The following is a 20237-nucleotide window of genomic DNA, read 5'->3' as shown; positions in this document are numbered from 1 at the left end:
GTTTTACTGAATAACTATTTTCTTTGCTTCAATAGTTTTATTGTTTTTGTCTCGTGCTTGAATAAAATAAATTCCTTTAAAGCGTGAAACATCAATCTCAATATGTTTTTGATTGACCTTTTGTATAAAAACAATTTCGCCTATGTTATTACTTATTTCAATTGAATAATCTGACCAGGATATAACGTCGTTGTTTTCAACATTCAAAAGGTTTGTCGAGGGATTAGGATAAACGATTAAAGGGGAGATGTCCGGATCAGATAGCTTAGCGCCGTTTCCCACTAAAAGTGTATCATAAATTGTAACTACACAAGTATCGGAAATATTGATTACAGATACATTAGAAGTATCGTCGCAAACGCCAGAACTAATAATAACTCTAAATGGCTGTAAATGATTTTGCAGAGATAAAGAACTAACTGTTAGGGCAGAACTTGTCGCTCCGGAATAATTAGAATTATTTACTACGTTCATCCATCCAAATCCCGCTGGATTAGACTGCCATTGATAACTAAGTATTGTATTCGACGCAATTGAAAACAATGCTGAGCTGCCGCTAGTCGCGTTAATCTGAGCAGGCAAAGAGTATACAAAAGAGCCGCAAGGATCAACATTTCCAATATATTCTATGCTCCCTATATCAGGTAAGCCTGGAACTGAAGATAAAATAGCGCCTGTTAAAGCGTTGATTACTGTAACACCAAGATTTGTGCGTATAAAATACCTATTTCCAACTACATCAAAAGTGCTTTCACCCTGAACTATCGAGGTTACACCTGGTAGTGTTGCCACATTTGTAACTGCACCAGTAGCTATGTTCATAGTGGCATAAATTTCGGCAGAACCATTCCAAAAAGTCCCTATAAGCTCACTAGTATTGCTATTGTACTGCATTCCCTTAAATGTTGTGTTGTTAATTGTATTCTGAACGCCGCCGCTAGTTGAATTAATAATGACAATTCCATTGGTGGTTCTCATAAAATAGCGGCTGCCAGTAGCGTCAAACGTACTTTCTCCTTGCGCAAACCCGCTCACACCTGCGAGAGTGTTTATTGTTGTAGTTAGTCCATTTAGAGGATTAAAAGAAACAAATGACCAAACAGATCCAATAAAATTAGTACCAAGCAAACAGCTTGTATTCAAATCGTATTCTATTCCGTAAAGATGCGGTGTTGGTGTAAGCATACTAATGAGAGTTCCACTTGGCGCATCAATTAGTGCAATACCCGCAGTGCTGTAGAAAAAATAACGCTTGTTTGTTTCGTCATAGGTGCTTTCGCCTTGAATAATGCCCGATACACCTGAAACATTTGCCAGATTAGTAAATGCGCCATTTGAAAGGTTTAAATGTCTTGTAACTTCAGCTGTTCCATTCCAGTAACAACCAATTAGCTTGCTTGAGCTTTGTCCGTTCAGCAAAATGAAACTGAACATAAGGCTTGATAAAAATAGTAGTTTTTTCATTCTGGTTTTTGATTAGGGTATTTTGAGTGGAATGAAGTTATTGAAAATTTATTTTAGTGCCTAAATAATTTTCTATTTTAACACTATAGCATAAAGCCTTAAAAATTAACTAGCCGATTTTTTTAGGATTGTTTGTATCTTTGGTTGTTTCTCACTTACTGCCAATGCTAATTAGAAGGATATTTATACTTTCGATAACACTCTTCTTAATCACTAAGCAAAATTGTGCTCAAACAGGACCGGGAGGTGTTGGCACTTCAGCAACAAATGTACTTTGGTTAAAAGCAGAAAGCGAAGTTTATAATAATGCTGGCACAACATTGGCAAGCACAACAGATAATGTTCAACAATGGAATGACCAATCAGGCAATGCTAAGAATGCACTACAGGCTGTAGTAGCTAATAGACCAAATTATTTCACAAATGTTATAAATGGTCTGCCTGCGATTAGATTTTCAGCGACTAATAACGATCTTATTCTTTCAGCTGGTGTCTCTACAGCTAATCTGGCATCCGTATGGGCGATAGCTTCATACGCTTCATTGCCTTCAAGTAATCCTGGCATTCTTATTGCTTCACCGGCAGGTTCAGGTACCACTGTGGCAACTTCTGATAAATGTATTGGCATATGGGTAAGCAGCGGCGCTGGCACTCAGGTTTGGGGAAGAGGGATTCAGTCGAACAACACACAACAAAATATTTCAGCTGTAACCACATTAAATAGCAATACATTCTACATTATTAATAACATTTATGGCACAGCACAAATTGATCAATATGTAAATAATACTATTGCCGGAAATAATACAGCTCATAACGGAACACTCAGATCATGGACAGATGTGACGGTTGGACGTCAGGCAAATGAATCATGGAATGGAGATATTGCAGAGGTAATATTTTATAACGTTGAAGTTAATTCTGCACAACGAATTATTATTGATAATTATTTGGCGGCAAAATATGGATTAACATTGTCAAGTAACGATATCTATAATAAAGATACACCTGGCAATGGAAATTACGATTTTGATGTAGCCGGAATCGGTCGTGTCGATGCAGGTAATATTCACAGTGCCGCACAAGGTAGCGGTATTGTAAGAGTTTTAAATCCAACAGGACTCGGTAACAATGAATTCTTAATCTGGGGGCATGACAATGGTACTTTGCAAGCTACTAACGTTGCAGATGTTCCTAGTGGTGTTCAAGCAAGAATAGCCAGGACCTGGAGGGTGAGTGAGGTTAACGCTTCTTCAACAGCAGTTAGTGTTGGGAATATTGATATTCAATTTGATCTTGCAAATCTTGGTTCTGTGACCGCTTCAGATTTAAGATTAATTGTTGATACTAATAACGACGGTGTGTTTACGGATGAAACTGGAATATCAGGTGCAACGCTTGTTGGCGGAACGGTGTATCAATTCTCAGGCGTTTCAGCTATTACAAATAACGTTCGGTTTTCATTAGGAACGATTAATAAAGTGCAAACACCTTTACCTATTGAATTAGTTTCTTTTACTGCAAGTTTTATTGAAGGAAAGTATGTGGAGTTGATGTGGACAACAGCGACTGAAAAAAATAATGAATACTTTGAAGTTCAGCGCTCAATTGATGGTTTAGACTGGGAAACGATTACTTCAATAATTGGTGCCGGAAATTCGAGTACGTGGCAGAAGTATAGTTTTATTGATGAACATCCTTATAATTTAAAATCGTATTATCGTATTAATCAAGTTGATTTGGATACAAGATCAACCCAGTCTCCAATTGTGGTTGTTGATCTTGAGGGAAAGCTGTTTTATAACATAGATATTTATCCCAATCCTACTTCTGGGGAACTAACGATTCAAGGTAATTCTCTGGAAATAGATGGGTTTCAGATTTACGACAGGTTTGGTAGAGAAATAAATTTGAGTTTGATGATTTCATATATTAATAATCACAAGATTATTCTGGATCTTAGCTCATTGCCATCAGATATATACATTCTTAAAACCAAAAATGAAGTTAGGAAGATTATAAAGACAAATTAGTTTAAAAATGAATTCAGAAAAAGAAAAATTAATTTTATTTATTAAACAAAATCAGCCTATACTTTCTCAGGAGCAGGCACTTGCAATAGCAGAGTTCTTCGAAGAAAAAACGATAAAAAAGGGAGAAATTTTTCTTAGTGAAGGGCAAATTAGCAATGAGTATTACTATTTAGAAACTGGCTGTGCCCGCTCTCATACAATTAATATCGAGGGTGAAGATGTTACAACGGGTTTGTATTCTTCCAATACTATCGTTTGTGAACTAATGTCTTTTTTTATGCGCATTCCTGCACAAGAGAATTATCAAACCCTTTGTGATTCTAAATTATGGTATGTGACATTTGAAACCTTACAGAAGGCATTTCATAGTTTACCTGCTTTTCGTGAATTTGGAAGGGCGCTACTTGTAAATGAGTACGGTAAACTAAAATTAAGAACACTCTCCACGTTGCATCAAACTGCGGAAGAGCGTTATGCTAATTTGTTAAAATCTAGCCCTGACATTTTTCAGCATGCACCGCTAAAAAATATCGCATCCTATCTCGGTATTACTGATACATCTTTGAGTAGAATTCGAAAGGATTTCGCTAAAAGATGAAGCGTATAGAGACTTGAATTTGATTTCTTGCCATTTGACAAGCAGGTTTCGTTTTTTCTGAATGAACTTTGTCAAAAAAAATAGTCTTATGGAAAATTTACCTTTTTATGTTCAACTCCTTTTTGTTGTAACAACAATCTTAACGCTTTGGTTTATTTACAAAGCAAGCAGTAAATCAAATTTATTATTGGGTGTTTTCATGGCATGGCTTCTCTTGCAAGGCTTTATAGCGAATACTGGTTTTTATTTAATTACCACAACTTTGCCACCCAGATTTTCACTATTAGTCGTTCCTCCAGTACTTACTATTCTATTTTTTTTTGCAACAAAAAAAGGTCGAATGTATTTGGATAAATTTGACACAAAAACACTTACATACCTGCATTCAGTTCGCTTGCCAGTTGAAATCACATTGTGGTTATTGTTTTTAAATAAATTAGTCCCTGAATTAATGACTTTTGAAGGAAGAAATTTAGACGTTCTAACTGGAATAACAGCGCCTCTAATTGCTTATTTCGGTTATTCACTTGGTAAACTAAATAAGTTTGTGCTACTTATTTGGAACTTTATTGGTTTGGGTTTGTTTTTTAATATTGTTATAACCGCTATTTTATCAGCTCCTTTTCCTTTCCAACAATTAGCTTTTGATCAACCTAACATTGGAGTGTTGTATTTTCCATTTGTATGGTTGCCATGTTTTATTGTTCCGTTAGCACTTTTCTCTCATTTGGTGTGTATCAAAGAATTATTAAAAAGTAAATAGAGTTGAAAGAGTTATGAAAAGCAATGTTATTTTGCGCTGTTCTTTTTCTTGTAACTCAAAAATGTCATAATAATTCCAAGTTCTTCTTCTGTAACCAAAGTATCTGGCATGTTTTGTTCGTGTTGGGCATTAGAAACGCGTATTTCATAACCTCTAAGCTGATCAGGTTCAAAATCAGGAACAATTATTTTTCTACCGTCTTTTTTATTATGACAACCAGCGCAACTCATATTGTAAAGAATTTGTCCTTGGTCATAACGTTTTACATATTCTGTTTTCACGTGAGGTAACATGGCTTCTGGAAAGTCAGGCTCAATGTATTTTTGTGCAGTGCATGCAACAATTAAAAGAAGTGTTGTAAGTGTAATAAAAATTGTTTTGTAGGAATGATTCATGTTTTACTTTTAGTTTATTTCAACACAGAGTCTCAGAGGGGTAGAGACGTACTGAGTATAAAATATCATTTATTTCTAATACGTTTATTTTTGAAGAAGTTTATTTAAACCCAGTTCTACGATTCATAATAAACACTCTGTGTAACTCCTTTACTCTGATTCCTCTGTGGTTAAAAAGAGAAGGCTCTTTAATACTCTCCTCTAACTTTACGATTATTTAGATTTTTAATTTTTGATTTCGGTAAGCTTTCAGGAGTTTTTTCGAATTCCACTTTTTCAGTAAGTGATTTCATAAACGCCAACAAATTAGACTTTTCTTCTTTTGATAAATGAAGAGAATCAGAGGAAAGTGTTTGGTTTGTTACAGTTAAGCCTCTACCAGCTCCTCCACCGGCATCATAAAAATCAATTACCTGTTCTAAAGATGTAAATACACCGTTGTGCATATACGGTTTTGTTTTTTCTGAATTGCGAATGGTTCCTGTTCTGAAAGCGTTTAATGTTTCTTTGGACTGAAATACTAAATATCTTCCTTTATCGTCACTTAGTTGCTTAAAGCTAGTATCTTTTGGAACACCAAGTACTTCAAATTCGGAACCAACGTATGGAGGTTTTACGCCGTTAAACTGGGGAGCGAAATGGCATGTAGCGCATTGAGCTTTCCCCATAAAAACATTAAAACCTTGCTTCGCATCGTGGGCCAATGCACTATTTTCATTAATCGCCTTGTCAAAGGGAGAATCGTGTTTGCTAAATTTGCTGTAATATAAAGTGATTGCGGATGTAACATGCTCGATACTTATCTCTGGTATTTGAGGCGTACATTTTAAAAGATTTTTAAGAGCAATTTTATATTCTGAACAACTCAATATCTTTTTTAGAATATCTTTCTCATCGCAAGCCAATTCGAGCGAATTTGTTATCACGGCTTTTGTTTGATCTTGTAGAGAGATATGTTTGCCATCAGTCATAATTAAATGATTGTAGCCGGCATTAATTAGAGAAGGAGAGTTGCGTGGTAAAAAGTTTTTCCCATCAAACTGTAAAGAACTTGCTGTAGTCGTATCTGTAAAGTACTGATCTGGCTTGTGACAAGAGGCGCAACTGCGAAGATTGTTTCCCGACAAAATAGGATCGTAAAATAAAAGCTTTCCGACTTTATCTATTTCCGCCAACACTTTTTCGTCGTTAACTCTTACAAATACGCCTTTTGCATTTTGTCCTTTGTATAAAGATTTACTAAAAATAGAAGTAGCATTTTTGCTGAGAGAATAATCTACATAACTTTTTGAAACAACTTTGTAATGCTGAATTAAGTTCTGATTATGAGCAAACAAAGGGTTGATAAAATCTTTTATAAAAGTATAGTGATCAAATTTTTCATAATCCTCCGATTGTTTGTTTACAAAAGTGATCGCTTCTTTGTATAAACTCATGTAAGTTTCAGTTAACGCCTTGTCTTTAAAACTCTCGTTAAACGCAAGATACGTTGAATAAATATTTATGAGCATTATTCTTAACTCTGGTATTATTCTTTCTGTTTCCGGACATTCAAATCCTGTAGTATATATTGCAGCGAGATTGAGCAGAAACAAACGGTTACATAAATAAAAATGATCAAAGGTTTTTAAATGAACGGTTATAGAATCTGCACTATAAGCCTTACTAGCTTCCACTGCAGATTTTATTAAATTAAAAACAGAGTCTTTTAGAATTATATCTTCGTCTAAGTATTGGCTTGCCAAAGTATAACCGGCACCTTCACGTCTGTAGGGTGTTTCAAACTTTTCAAACACTTCCGTTTCCCATTCTACAGGCAAAGGACCATTTATCTTTTTGTAGGAAACTGGCTCAAGATATCGGAACCAGAAGTCCATGTGTTTTAAAGAATTTCGAACCAAATTAATTTGTTCCCTTATTTTTTGTTTTTCGACTGTGGAATTAAAATCACTGTTAGAAATATTGTTTAGTAAGCTTTGTTGCTTGGACGAAAATTCGTCAAGTCCTTTAGTGTAGTTTACACTATAATTATTTTGTTCATGATCTTTTTTAAAAGATGCAGATGAAAAGATAATGGCAAGTAGAATGAATTCGAGTATGAAATAGTTTTTTTTCAATGGAAATGGTATTTATAGAAATAACCAGACATGCCTTTCATGCCTGGTTATTCAGTGTGTTATGTTTTTTTAGTGGATTATTACTAGTTTGATCGTATTGGCTTTGTTTCCTGAAATAATCTTAACAAAATACTCTCCATTTATTAGTGAAGTAGTATTTAAAGAAATTTCATTTTCGCCTTTTGTATATTCTTTTTCAAGTGTAGAAAGAACGACTTTGCCTTGAATATCAATAACCGTCAAAGAAAGAGAAGCATTATTTTCAAGACTAACTTTTACTTTTGCTTCGTTGTTAGCAGGATTTGGAAATAAACTCACAAATGATTCAGTTTTAGAATTTGTTTTTATTCCTACACCTTGTAAACTTTTTCCTTCTACATGGAAATCATAAATACTTTCATCAGTATCATTGTTGTTAATGCTTATAACAGCAGTATTTGTAACATCCGGAACAGTAGACAGGTATTGAACACTAAAAGTTTGTGAAGCATTACCAGCTAATGTAAACGGAAACGTAGGAGCATTAACGAATGTATATGCAGCGCTTGTTGCACCATTAATATTCATACCTGTAACCGTCAAAGTTCCTGTTCCTGTATTTTGAATTTTAAATTCTTTTACAACAGCTGTGTTATAAATTACTATTCCAAAATCTGTATTATTTGTTGAGCTAATAGAAGCATTTCCATCTAAAATACTTACGTTATTACCTTGAACGTTTATTTCAGGAACAGCACCAACACCTTGTACAGCGAAATCATAAATATTTTCGTTATAATCATTATTGTAAATGTTTACAGTGGCTGTTCTTGTTCCGGCTAAAGCTGGATTAAATTTAACGGTAATGTTTTGTGAGCCTCCGCCAATAACAGTAACTGGAAAAGAAGGTGGAGTTACAAAAGTAAAATCTCCTGCGTTTGTTCCTGTGAAATCCATGCCTGATATTACAAGAGGACCTGTTCCTGTGTTTTGAATCACAAACGTTTTAGTCACACTTAATCCAGTGTTTAATAAACCAAAATCAGTGTTATTACCTGAACTTATCGCTGAAGTCCCCATAGGAATACTTACAGAATTCCCTTGAACATTTATTTCTGGATTCGAAGTTGCTGTTTTTGCGCTAGTTAAGATCAACAATTGACCGCCTTCAACAAGTGGCGAGGGTTGACTATAATGAGCCTGATCAACAAATATAAATTTACCTGGTCCTAGAATTTCTTGAACATCTATAACGCCAGACGCTTCTTCGTCTTGTGTTAGAAAATTTGCACCACCACTTATAAAACGTGTAGCGTCGTGAAGTGCGATTTGAACCAAAGCACCAGTAGCAATTGTATATTCCCACATTTTGCCATTATGAGCGTTATTTCCAACATCTTCTTGAAGAATAATATGTCCTGAATGATCGATTCCCAAGTTGTCAAACATCACCTGACCTTCAGTTCCATCAAGCACTGCGGTGATAGTTCCACCTAATTGAGGATTGTTGATATCTGTGAAGTGAAGCTTCCATAAACGGCTTGGGCTTGAAAATGAGTTAGTAGTGCAAAAGTATAAATCGCTAGGATGCGAAGGATCCCAAGCACCATCTTCTGGACGAAGAAAGGTGGTTATACCAAGGTTGTTACTCATTGTGTTTAAAGACGCACCAGTTGTCGCTTGTACTTGACCTAAACTCATCAATGAAAAATTTGTATTTGCGGCAGGAACACTTCCGTTTACTTCGGTAATCATACCCGACACGGCAATACCGTATAAAGTACCGCCTGATAAACCAGCTTTTGTAATATCGTTACCGGTTGCAGATTTATTACCAATATAAATATATACTTGACCCGGAGTTGCGTCATCGAAACCCGCTACAATTGTTTTATCGCTTCTGAACGGACAAGCAACTTGGTTTTCAGCAGAGAATTTTCCCAAATACGGGAGCTCATATGAGTGACCGGCTTCCATACCGCTGGCAATGTGAGCCATCATACGTCCTTCCGAACCACTTTCTTCACCATCCAAAAAGATACGTGCCTGGGTTCCTTTCCCTGTCGAGCTATTATAGTAGGCCGAAATTGGTGCAAGATCTGCAGAACAAAAACGGCTGAAACCGGCTAGTGTAGACGTGTTAGTCGAATTATATACTGAATAGGTACTTGAACTAGCATTCCATAAATGCATATTTTGAGTTAAATCAGCCCCACTTACAACCGCTAAAGTTGTTTTGTTGATTATCCATTTTGATACAAAAGCTCCTGCAGTACCATAAGCATGTACAGCACCCGTTGAGCCGCTTCCAAATTCATGGTTCATTAAAAGAGTAAAAGTTCCATCGTTATTATCGAAAGCACCTAAACCATCAGGTAAGCCTACCATTGTGTAATTACCTACAGCATCACCTGTTGTTAGAATTGAAGTAATTGAATACCCTGCAACACTTGGTTGCAGATAAGGCGATTGAGAACTGCTTGGTCCCGTAATTGTGGTTTGCGCTAAAGCGGAACCAACCATCCCGATACTGATCATTAAATGAGTTAAATTTTTTTTCATGTTTTTTTAGTTTTATGGCACAAAGCTAGTTTGTAAGCTGCATGATAGCATTAGTTGTGTTTGACCAAATTATTAATTTTGAGAGGTGAAAAAAATCAATTAATTAAATTGCTAATATTCAATTAACACGCTGACTTATGGATGCGAAAATTAAACAGGCGGGTTAACATACCCTGTGAAGGAATGAAAGAATTTTTTGAAAATTTAAAACGGGTTTAATTCTTAAACTTAAATAGTAAAACTACCTATATAAGGTAACATGCCCTTTTAGGTTTTTATTTTCTCCCATATTACTGGCGATAGAAATTGTCCACACATAAACATCGCTTTTGCAAGGCTGTCCATTGTAGGTTCCGTCCCAACCCTTATCAGGTTGATCGGTTTCAAAGATTAGAGCACCCCATCGGTCAAAAACGGAAAAGTGATAGAATTTAGAAGTTCTAATCACGGGTTTAAAAACTTCATTAAGGCCGTCTTCGTTAGGTGTAAAAGCATCCGGAATATAGATGGTGAAATCGGGTTCGATTTTAATGGATTGTATTGCAGTATCCGAACAGTCCCATTTGTTCTTCACTAACAATACTACTGGATATTCGCCTTCAGTGCCAAATAAATAAGATGTGTTTCTGCTGTTGGTTGAAAAACCTTTGTCGTTAACGAAAAACCAATTAAACTTGTTTAGTTCATCACCTAGGGAGGTATTCGTGAAAACAACCTCATCGACATTTTCAACAGGTTGCGAAGGAAAATAAGAAAAGTTGGCGATTGGTTTTGGGCGCCCAATAACATTGTATTCAAGCGTGTTTGAACAAGTTGTAACAATGTCATATAACATACCCTTGACAGGATAAATTCCTTCAACATCAAAACAATCGGAGAAAGTAGATGCGTTATGATTTTTATTTTTAACCAACCAGTTACTAGTAATGGAGTGGGTTCCTGTAGCCATAAAATCAAAATCAGCACAAAATGGAACGCAACTTTCCATGGTAGTTCCTTTTAAGATGCCCATAGGTAATGGATGAACAAGAATAAAAGTGTCGGTAGACATTCTACAGCCGCTTGCATCAATTGCAGTAAGAGTGTATGTTCCAGCTCTGTGTGTTGAAACAGTAATTTTAAGAGAAGTTCCCTCGTAATAAAATGTATTTGGGCCTCGCCATTGATAAGTTGACCCTCCGTACCCAGTAAATGTAATGTCTTCACCCAAACATAAAATAGGCTTAGGTAGAATACTGAGCGATGGATTCGGTAGTGATCTTGTTTCCAGATCTACCGTAGCAATACTTGTGCAAGAGTTGGCTGCTGTTCCTATAACGGTGTAAGTGAGTTTGCTCAGATTGTTTGCTGAATTGATAAGTGCATTCTGCCCGCTGAATTGATAAAAATTAGGCCCCCACCAATAATAAGAACTAGCGCCAGAAACATTTAAAATAGCCGGCTCGTATAAACATACACTAACATTTGATACAATGAGTTTTGGATTTTTTAAAACACCTATTAAAGCTGTGTCTGTATTCGCACATCCTTTATTATCAGTAACTTTTACGAAATAATTGCCTGCAAATCCTGTATTACTAGAGTCTCTAACAATATTCGGTGAACTACTCGTAAAGGCTAAAGGTCCATGCCAAGAATAAGTGAGTCCGTTTCCAAGCGCATTGGCAGTTAAAACAATACTTTTCGTTTCACAAATTTGAGTTAAACCAATAATGCTAACCGTTGGCAAAGGGTATACAATAACAGTATGAGAAATTGAACTTACGCACGGTCCTGCGTTAACTGAGAGGCTATAGGTACCATTTGCGGTTAAATCAACAGCATTAATCTGAGGGTTTTGAATATTGCTGGAAAATCCATTTGGACCAATCCAAGAATAATTTATTCCTCCAATGCTAGCGCTGGCATTAAATTTTAAAGTATCTCCCTTGCACAGAAGGTTATTACTACTGAATAAAGGTAGCGGCAAAGCCGTAACAGTTACTTGTGCAGAGGTACTATTTGTGCAACCATTGAGGTCTGTTACCAAAAGAAAATACGTACCAGACCTGCTTACAGTAGGATTTATAATGGAAGGGTTTTGTAGATTTGAGGTATATGAATTGGGACCCGACCAGAAAAAAGTGTTTCCCGGAGTGGAGTTACCTGTGAGAGTAAGTGTTTGATTCACGCATACACTGCTACCGAGGGCTGAAACGGAAGGGTAAGGATAAATTAACACAGATTGAGAAATGGTAGCAGAGCATGAATTGGCTCCTGTAACCGTTGCACTGTAAATACCTGAATTAGCAACAACAGCAGAATTGATAGTGCTAAGTTGATTAGGTGAATTAAAATTAAGTGGGCCGTTCCATAGATATGAATTTCCACCTGAAGCAATTAATTGAAGCGTCTGGCCGCTGCAAATTGGACTATTGGTCGCCAGAGTTGGTGAAGGAATTGGCAGCACAACTATAGAAGCAGTAGTAGACGCAGAACAAATAGCCCCTGTGCCAACTACCGTATAAACTGTAGTACTTAGAGGATTGTCGGTAAGCACACTGTTGGCTATTGAATTACTCCACATATAGGTGTTAGCCCCTGAAACAGTGAGTGTGCCAGTTTTATTGGGACAAATAGAAGTGCTTATAGCAGTTAAGCTAGGTGCTGGCAGATAGTTTACTGAAATGGTTTTTGTGACTAAACAGTTATTTGCGTCATGAACGTTGAGTGTGTATACGTGCGTTCCTGATTGTGTTTGCGAGGCTTGATAAATTGGTGCATTTGGACCTCCGACCCAGGTAAATGAATAACCCGGTGTGCCTCCATAAATATTCGCAAGAAGACTTACACTTGCGTTAACACAGGCTGTTGTTGAACTTTGAGTAAGGATAAGCGTTTGGGAACTTGGTGGACTTAAAATAAATGTTTGATTCAAAAGGCATCCGGTTAAAGAATCCGTTACGGTAACTGACCAATTACCGGCTGTTAAACCTAAGGCTGCAGCATTGGAATAAGAGCTTATGCCATTAGACCACAAATAGTATTGAGCGCTTGAGCCACCGGCTAAATTAGTAATAGCAGCAGTGCCAGAGTTTATGCCACCACATGGTATTGCGCTAGATACGCTGCCAGTTAATGGAATAAGTGGGTAAATTGTTGTTGTTGCTGAATAGGTTTGATTGCAGGCCCCGTCAAAAACAACTAAAGAATGGGTTCCTGGCCAAAGTCCTGTTGCAACTGATCCGGTTTGTCCGCTCGGTATCCAAGTATAAGAGTATGGACCTGGCCCGCCAATTGGATTAAGTGTAGCAGACCCAAGTGTAGCACAGGTAATAGAAGTGCTATTCGCGGTTAATGCAGGTGGACTGAAGGCGCATACTAATGAACTCGTACAGCAGGAGAGACTGTGAATTGGAGAATAAACACCTGCAAAACCACTTCCAGAAACGTATAAAATTTTATTTAGTTTATTTAATTTGATATCATAAACAAATTGGTCGATAGTACTAATACCCAGTGAAATATTTGGTAGAGCCGCGAAGGTGCTGCCATTAAAATTGTAACAGTTAATATTCCCATTTCCTCCGATATAAAGATTGTTACAATCATCTACTGCAATACCACCTTGTCGTTTAGCTGTCAGTCCAATATTTGTGGTGGACGAAATCATAGCTCCAGTTGTTTTATTATAGGCGGCAATATTGTAACCGTCGTAATAGAAAAGGTAGTTTGCATTAACAGCTAAACAATTAAATCCATTAGAGTTTGTAGTAGCAGGAAGGTAGGTAGATTTGTTTGTGTATTCGTTAAAGGTTGAAAAACCGCTGGGGGCTATCCAAACGGACGAAGTGAACGCTGAATTAATATGCGCTATATTATTGTTAATGTTTGGTGTAAATCCTGAAGCATAAATCCAGAAAAACTCTCCAGCATCATCAATGGCATGACTTACTACATCATAACCAACCCCGGTGGAAACACCAACAGTAAAAAAAGCAATCGGTGAAATATTGCCAGATGTTGGATTGAGAATTCCCGCAGATTGATTAGAAGCAGTGCTTCCTCCCATACCGTATACATTACCGGTCGAGCAGTGATAAGCCATGTCCCAGACTTCGTTCCAACTTGAAAGTTGGGAACTCGTATAGTTATCATAATTACCGAATGTATTAAGTCTAATAATTGTGGCGCCTCCAGTTATAAATCCTTGGCCAGCATAGCATTTTCCGGTGGATTTCATTACCACAAAATTACTGATGCCGGAACTGGTCCAGCTACCAACTGTTCCACTGAATGTCCAAAGCAATGTCCCAGCTGTATTGAATTTTGCGATCTTACAGGAGCTGGCCCCGCCGTATACATATAGATTTCCAAAGTCATCATAATCCACATCGTATGCGGAGTTGTTAGCTGGAATGGTTGTTATGGTAGTTACCCAAGGGTCAATTACAAGTGTTTTGTTGTGATTGTAGTTCGTTGAGATTTTAAAACCAATCTTGTTAAAATTCAAGTTAAAACTTGATTCTAAAGATTCACCATCTAAATAAAAACTTCGTGGAGCATGCTCGGTAATATCCTCTAGGGGTGTTTTAATTAAAATATCTCCATTTTTTTCTGATTTAATTTTCCTGACGGCACCGGTGTAGGCAATCTGAATGTCTTCTATTTTTGCGTCGGGATGTAGAATCAAATTATATTTTATGCCAATGTTTTTATCTTCTGGAATAACATATTCAATATCAATGTTATTGTACACGTTCTTATAAGTTATTTTTTTATAAGGGTAAGCATTTAAACTAGCCGCACCATAAGTGATGTAATGCGATTGACGCTCACTTTTTTCTATGTTGATTGAAGTGTTGGCATTTAACCAATTCATATATACAAAATGAACTTCGGGCTCCTTGAGATTCATCTTTTTGCCACGTTCTACACGCTCCAGTTGTTCTTCAGTGATTGGAAATTCTTTTGCGAGTTTATAAATAAGACCTTGGGATGTGAAGTAAATTTTTTCCGAACCGTATTCTAAGGCAAAAAGAACTGCCTGACCGTTGATGTCTTTAAATTGCCCTTTGTTCTCTACAAAACCCCTCGTACCAAATAAGTCCTTAGATTGAACGAATTTTAAATGATCATTTTTAGAAAGGATGTTTGTTTTTGATGTTTGGGATTGAAACTGAAATGTTTGATTGAAAAGAAAAAATATAACTAAAAAATATGACTTTATTTTTTTCAATATAGAGGAATGTGCCGGTAAAACGGTATCTAACCAATAAATATAAAAAAATAAAATTCATAGAGTGAAGCTTTAACACATTCAAAGGGTAGTTTCAATCACCCGAAATAGAGTTTAACCATTTAAGAAGCGAAATCTTGTAATTTTAACATTTTATAATGCTAGTATTTTAGTAGCAAAGTGACAATCTTGTCTATATATATTTATTATTTTTCGCTTCTTTAATAGCGTCTTCTCTCGAATGCACGTTTAATTTGGTATAGATGTGTTTAATATGTGACTTAACAGTTTCTAAATCAATAAACATTTCCTTAGCAATTTTACTTCTGCTTTTACCGTTTGCAACTTGTTCTAGTATTTCTGTTTCACGTTTTGTTAAGGGTGTGTTTTGATTTTTATGAAACGACTTGATCACAATTTTAGCAACGTTCATGCTCATTGGAGCTCCGCCATCTACAACTTCTTGTATCGCATCCATTATTTTCTCTGTGCTATCACTTTTTACGAGATAACCTGAAGCGCCCTTAGTGAGAGCGTTAAATACATTGTCTTCATTTTCATATACAGTTAACATGAGTATATAGGTTTTTGGAAGAATGTGTTTTATTTTTGGTATGGCGTCCACACCTTTTATTCCTGGAAGTTCAATATCTAATAGTACTACATCTGGCGCGTCTTCTCCCAGTTTTGTTAAAGCGCTTTCCACGTTGGAATATGAATTTATTACTCTGTATTTTTCTGACGTGTTAATCAAATAGGTAAATCCTTTTCTAATTGTTTCGTCGTCTTCTATAATAACAACACTTATTGGTTTCTGTTTTTCCATAGCAAACTAAATGAAAATACTTTTTAAAATAAATTGTAGCTCTGTTCCTTTATTTAAGATTGATGTATGGGTCATATTACCATTCATTCTCATAGCGCGGTTCTTCATGTTTTTAAGCCCATTGCCTTGTATTACTGAATTCATGTTAAAGCCATGTCCATTGTCGTAAATAATAATAACGAGCTCGTTCATAGAATTCAAATATATTTGTATGCTAACTTCATTAGCATTTGAATGTTTTAAAATATTACTGTAAGCTTCTTTAAAAATCATAGTCAAATTTCGACTATAATCTAGTTTAAGCTTTAAGTCAGTAGTTGATTCTATCGAATGCGTATAAATAAAATCAACGTTTGTTTCTTGAAAAAGCTCGGTACCAATATCTTTAATGTGCTCAACTATTTCGTACAAACCATCATTTTTTGAATTAAGTGACCAAATAATGTCTTTTGATCCACTATACAAAGCTTTTGTATTTTCTCTTATTTGTGAAACGAGGTGCGTAATTTCTTGTTCCTTGCCATTTATTTTTGATTTGAGTACATCTGTTAACACGGATATTCTGGTTAAACTATTCCCCATTTCGTCGTGAAAGTCCTCTGCGGTTCTTTGCCTGAGTTTCATAAATTCTTCTTCTCTTATTTTTTCAAGAACTTCTTTTGCCTTTTGTTTTCTTTTTTGTTTACCTCTTGTAAATACATAAGCAAGTAACGCTCCAGTAGCCAGAAGCAATAAAATAATAACTAGTTGAAAAAAACGGGTTTGGTAAAACGCCTTTTTTATTTCAAAGGAATAATTTATTTCGTTAGAAGATACTGCACCTCCTTTTGTTAATCCTGTGACGATAAGCGTGTATTTTCCTGGTGGTAGAGCAGGGTAGATGATATATGGATTATTACTAATTGTTGAAACTTTATCAATCCCTTCAAGTTTATATTTATAAAGTACATCTTCTGGATTGGTAAAATAAATTGATCCTAATTCAAATGTAAGATGATTTTGCTTAGAAAAAAGTTTTAGTCCTTGTGGCGCATTAAACCAAGAACCTGCTTTTTCAAACAAACTACTGTCGCTAATCAAAGAAGAGAATAGTTTAACGGAGCGCAATAAAACAAAGGGTTGATTTTTTTCTGCAATTTTTGTATTGGGATTAAAATGAAAAAGTCCTTTGGTTGTACCAAACCAGAGACTCGAATCTACAGCTTTTAGTAAACAATTATGGTTACATTCCATGCCAAACAAACCGTCTGATCTACCGTAATTTTTTACCGCTAAAACTTTTCCTTCGTTGCTAAGTTGTAAATTACTAATACCAAATCCAGTTCCAACCCAAACTTTATTGTCTTCTGATACATCAATACTATATATAAAGTTACTTGGTAAACCATCGGCAGAAGTATACGTTATCACTCTATTGGTTTTATAGTTTAAGTTGAAAACGCCTTTATCTGTAGTTCCTACCCACAAAGAATTATTGTTTTTAGAAAGACATAATACCGAAGCGTCACCGAAATATTTTTCATGAAATGGTGTCGCTTTATAGTTTTTATCTAGTAGAAAAATTCCACTCGACGTGCCTACAATTAAATGGGTTTCATCAAATTGTTTTATTGAAGTTATTAAATGGCCAGTATTTTTTATACTTGTAATGTTTGTGTTTTTATCGCGAAGAAATAAACCTTGATTTGTTCCTATGAGTATATTTCCTTGAAGGTCCTTTAAAAATATGGTAGCTCCTCTTATCGAAATGGACGAGTTATTTATCGCTTCCATTTTTTGGAGGCCAGTTTTTTCGTTAAAACGGTAAGCTCCATTATTTAATGTGCCTATCAAAATATTATCTTCATCATCACTATAAAGGCAGTTTATTTTTGAGTCTTCAAGAATTTTTTTTCCTAAGAATGACACCGTTTCTATGTTATTGTCAGAATTAATTTTGTACAAACCTCCACCATAACCTGCTGCGAAAATTGTTTTGTCATTTCTTTGAACAACTCCCATTACTATTGCACTGGGCAATCCACAAGATTTATCATAATACGTAAATGTATTTTCCCTGAATTTGTATATACCATCGGCATTTGTTGCAAACCATAAATTGTTTTCTATGTCTTTGTATATGTGATTTACTGAATTGTCGGTAAAACCACTTTTTTCATCAAAATGAATTACTTCATCATTATTCAATCTGTAACAACCATTCTCTGTACCCAACCATATATTCTCCTTAGAATCTTCGGTAATACAAAGCACATTTATTTCGTCAAGAATTTTAAATTTACTCTTATAAATTTCAATTTTATTATTTATCAAGTAATATAGTCCCTTATTTGTTCCAATGAGTGTATCGTTTGAAGCTGTGATAAAAATCGCTCGGACATAAATGTTTTTTTTAATCTCGTCGTATTTTGAAATCTGTCTCCATGTTGATTTATCTAAAGCATAGATTCCTTTTTTGTGCACAGAAACAAGAAGGTTATTTGAAGATCCTTGGTAGATGTCGGTTATTTTTTCTGTTGAATCACCCGTAATAAATACTTTTTTACTTTGAAATTTTTTTATATATAAAAGATTGTAATTCCCAATGGCGTACAAATCTCCATTACTAAGTTGCACGATTTCGCTAACGTTATTAGCGGATTTATTAATCGATGAAACGGTAGTAAATTTTGATCCATTATAATAGGAAATGCCCGAATTAGTCCCAATCCAAAGGTTACCCAGCTTATCGCAAAACAATGCATTTATCTGATTAGCAGCTAAACCATCTTGCACGGTATATCCAATAAATTTTTTTCCATCAAACCTGCAAATCCCTCCTTCGGTTCCTATCCATAGTTGACGGTAGTTATCCTGACATATATACGAGGCTTGCGATTGAATTAATCCATCCTCAACAGTCCAGTTTACAAAGTTGTACTTCTGACAAAATGAAAAGTGCCCCAGTAATAAACTCAGATATAGAATTATATTTTTTTTCATTCAAATGAAACTGATTTTTTAAAAAAATCTTTGTATCTCAAATCTAGTAAAAATCACTCGCTTTCTATATCACGCTATTGGGGTGATAAATAAATGGTAGGGTATCCTATAGCTCCATTTTGCATTATATATTTAATCGAAACTATTGAACAGATTCAATGGCAGATAAAAGTTCTGTGAGTTTAATCTTCTTCTCAATAAAAACTTTTTTGTTTCCTTTTTTAATAAGTGTTGCAGGAATAGCACCACTCCATAGTGGCGAAATTCTATCTATAAAGTCGTTTCCATTTACTTCATCTAATAAAACACAGGTCGATTTTACAGAGTGTTTTGCTAAAAAAGGCATCACCTTTTTGCCAAGCTCTTCCTTAAAGTCTATACTTACCAAAATAACTTTTACCGGACTATTACTTTTTAAAACCGAAAGGCTGTCAAAAGCCGGTAATTCTTCAACACAAGGTTTACACCAGGTAGCCCAAAAGTTAATAACGTAGGTAGTATCGTTATTGCCAAATAACTTTAGCAAAGATTCGATCTTGTAAACTCCCTTAAAATTTTGTGCATTAAGAAAGGAAGCAAAAAAAATAAAACTAAAGAGAAGCAGTTTTTTTATAATCATATTCTTTAATTAAAAGTTTTATTTCCTGTATTAGTCTATTAACCTCAATACTATCCGTTCCATCATAAAACCCGCGAATGTGCTGTTCTTTGTCAATAAGTGCAAAATTTTGAGTGTGAATAAAGTCTTCTTCACCTCCGTTACCTTCTTCAGCGTTTAGTAAATACCCTTTTCTTGCCAACTCATAAAGTTTTGGTTTTGAGCCTGTAACAAATAACCAGCGTTTATCTGTTACACTATGAGCAAGTGAATACTCTTTAAGCACAGGAACGCTATCTGTTTCTGGATCTACAGTGTGCGATAAAATTAGAAAATCTTTATTGTCTTTAAATTCCTTATAAACCTTATCAAGGTTTGAATTCATAATAGGACAAATACTTTTACAGGTAGTAAAAAAATATTCTGCTACATAAATTTTGTTTTTTATAGTTTCAAGATTTACTTTTTCATTATCTTGATCTACAAACTCAAAGTCTGGAATAAAATGATAAGTTGTATCATTCACTTTTGAAGCATCTTTTGGACCGAAATAAGCCAAATAATGTGTTGGAGCTTTTTGTTTGTTTGGAATAAAATTCCAAACTACAAACGAAGCCGGAATAAGGAGGAGTAACCAATAATAATTAAATTTGAAGTTCATGAGTGACTGCTTATATTTATGATAATAATAGGAACACAAAA

General features: G+C 35.3%; 12 protein-coding genes. 3 read left to right on the top strand and 9 right to left on the bottom strand.

Going from position 1 to position 20237, the window contains the following annotated elements; genetic code table 11:
* Positions 1 to 3 precede the first annotated feature (3 nt).
* Entirely contained in the window at positions 4 to 1464 is a 1461-nt protein-coding gene (locus P2086_RS14315; protein ID WP_317897431.1) for a T9SS type A sorting domain-containing protein, read from the bottom strand.
* A 164-nt stretch (positions 1465 to 1628) separates the two neighbouring features.
* Between P2086_RS14315 and P2086_RS14310 the strand changes: the two genes are divergently transcribed.
* The 3 genes from P2086_RS14310 (at position 1629) to P2086_RS14300 (ending at position 4858) form a co-directional block, all read left to right on the top strand.
* The gene (locus P2086_RS14310; RefSeq protein WP_317897430.1) at positions 1629 to 3497 is read left to right on the top strand and encodes a DUF8202 domain-containing protein; all 1869 of its coding nucleotides are present in this window, start codon (positions 1629 to 1631) and stop codon (positions 3495 to 3497) included.
* A 7-nt stretch (positions 3498 to 3504) separates the two neighbouring features.
* Entirely contained in the window at positions 3505 to 4095 is a 591-nt protein-coding gene (locus P2086_RS14305; RefSeq protein ID WP_317897429.1) for a Crp/Fnr family transcriptional regulator, read from the top strand.
* Between the two features lie 88 nt (positions 4096 to 4183).
* The gene (locus P2086_RS14300; RefSeq protein WP_317897428.1) at positions 4184 to 4858 is read left to right on the top strand and encodes a DUF8737 domain-containing protein; all 675 of its coding nucleotides are present in this window, start codon (positions 4184 to 4186) and stop codon (positions 4856 to 4858) included.
* A gap of 26 nt (positions 4859 to 4884) precedes the next feature.
* On the opposite strand, the gene P2086_RS14295 is transcribed toward P2086_RS14300, so the two are convergent.
* The 8 genes from P2086_RS14295 to P2086_RS14260 form a co-directional block, all read right to left on the bottom strand.
* Complete coding sequence (locus P2086_RS14295) at positions 4885 to 5253, bottom strand: hypothetical protein (protein WP_317897427.1); 369 nt, start codon at positions 5251 to 5253, stop codon at positions 4885 to 4887.
* Between the two features lie 188 nt (positions 5254 to 5441).
* The gene (locus tag P2086_RS14290; RefSeq protein ID WP_317897426.1) at positions 5442 to 7370 is read right to left on the bottom strand and encodes a cytochrome-c peroxidase; all 1929 of its coding nucleotides are present in this window, start codon (positions 7368 to 7370) and stop codon (positions 5442 to 5444) included.
* A gap of 69 nt (positions 7371 to 7439) precedes the next feature.
* Positions 7440 to 9911: a T9SS type A sorting domain-containing protein gene (locus P2086_RS14285; protein ID WP_317897425.1), complete on the bottom strand. Its 2472-nt coding sequence runs from the start codon at positions 9909 to 9911 to the stop codon at positions 7440 to 7442.
* Positions 9912 to 10152: 241 nt separating this feature from the next.
* Entirely contained in the window at positions 10153 to 15129 is a 4977-nt protein-coding gene (locus tag P2086_RS14280) for a DUF7948 domain-containing protein (RefSeq protein WP_317897424.1), read from the bottom strand.
* Between the two features lie 193 nt (positions 15130 to 15322).
* Positions 15323 to 15955 carry a response regulator gene (locus P2086_RS14275; RefSeq protein WP_317897423.1) on the bottom strand — a complete coding sequence of 211 codons (633 nt, stop codon included), beginning with the start codon at positions 15953 to 15955 and terminating at the stop codon, positions 15323 to 15325.
* Between the two features lie 6 nt (positions 15956 to 15961).
* Positions 15962 to 18937 carry a ligand-binding sensor domain-containing protein gene (locus P2086_RS14270; protein ID WP_317897422.1) on the bottom strand — a complete coding sequence of 992 codons (2976 nt, stop codon included), beginning with the start codon at positions 18935 to 18937 and terminating at the stop codon, positions 15962 to 15964.
* 142 nt (positions 18938 to 19079) lie between these two features.
* Positions 19080 to 19463, bottom strand: coding sequence for a TlpA disulfide reductase family protein (locus P2086_RS14265; RefSeq protein WP_317897421.1), 384 nt, complete (start codon positions 19461 to 19463; stop codon positions 19080 to 19082).
* Positions 19464 to 19527: 64 nt separating this feature from the next.
* A complete protein-coding gene (locus P2086_RS14260) occupies positions 19528 to 20196 on the bottom strand; it encodes an SCO family protein (RefSeq protein WP_317897420.1) in 669 nt (222 codons plus the stop codon).
* Positions 20197 to 20237 lie beyond the last annotated feature (41 nt).

The sequence above is a fragment of the Aurantibacillus circumpalustris genome, assembly GCF_029625215.1.
Classification (GTDB): domain Bacteria; phylum Bacteroidota; class Bacteroidia; order B-17B0; family Aurantibacillaceae; genus Aurantibacillus; species Aurantibacillus circumpalustris.
The sequence above is the reverse complement of the archived record's forward strand: the minus strand, read 5'-3'. Positions and strand labels throughout refer to the sequence as shown.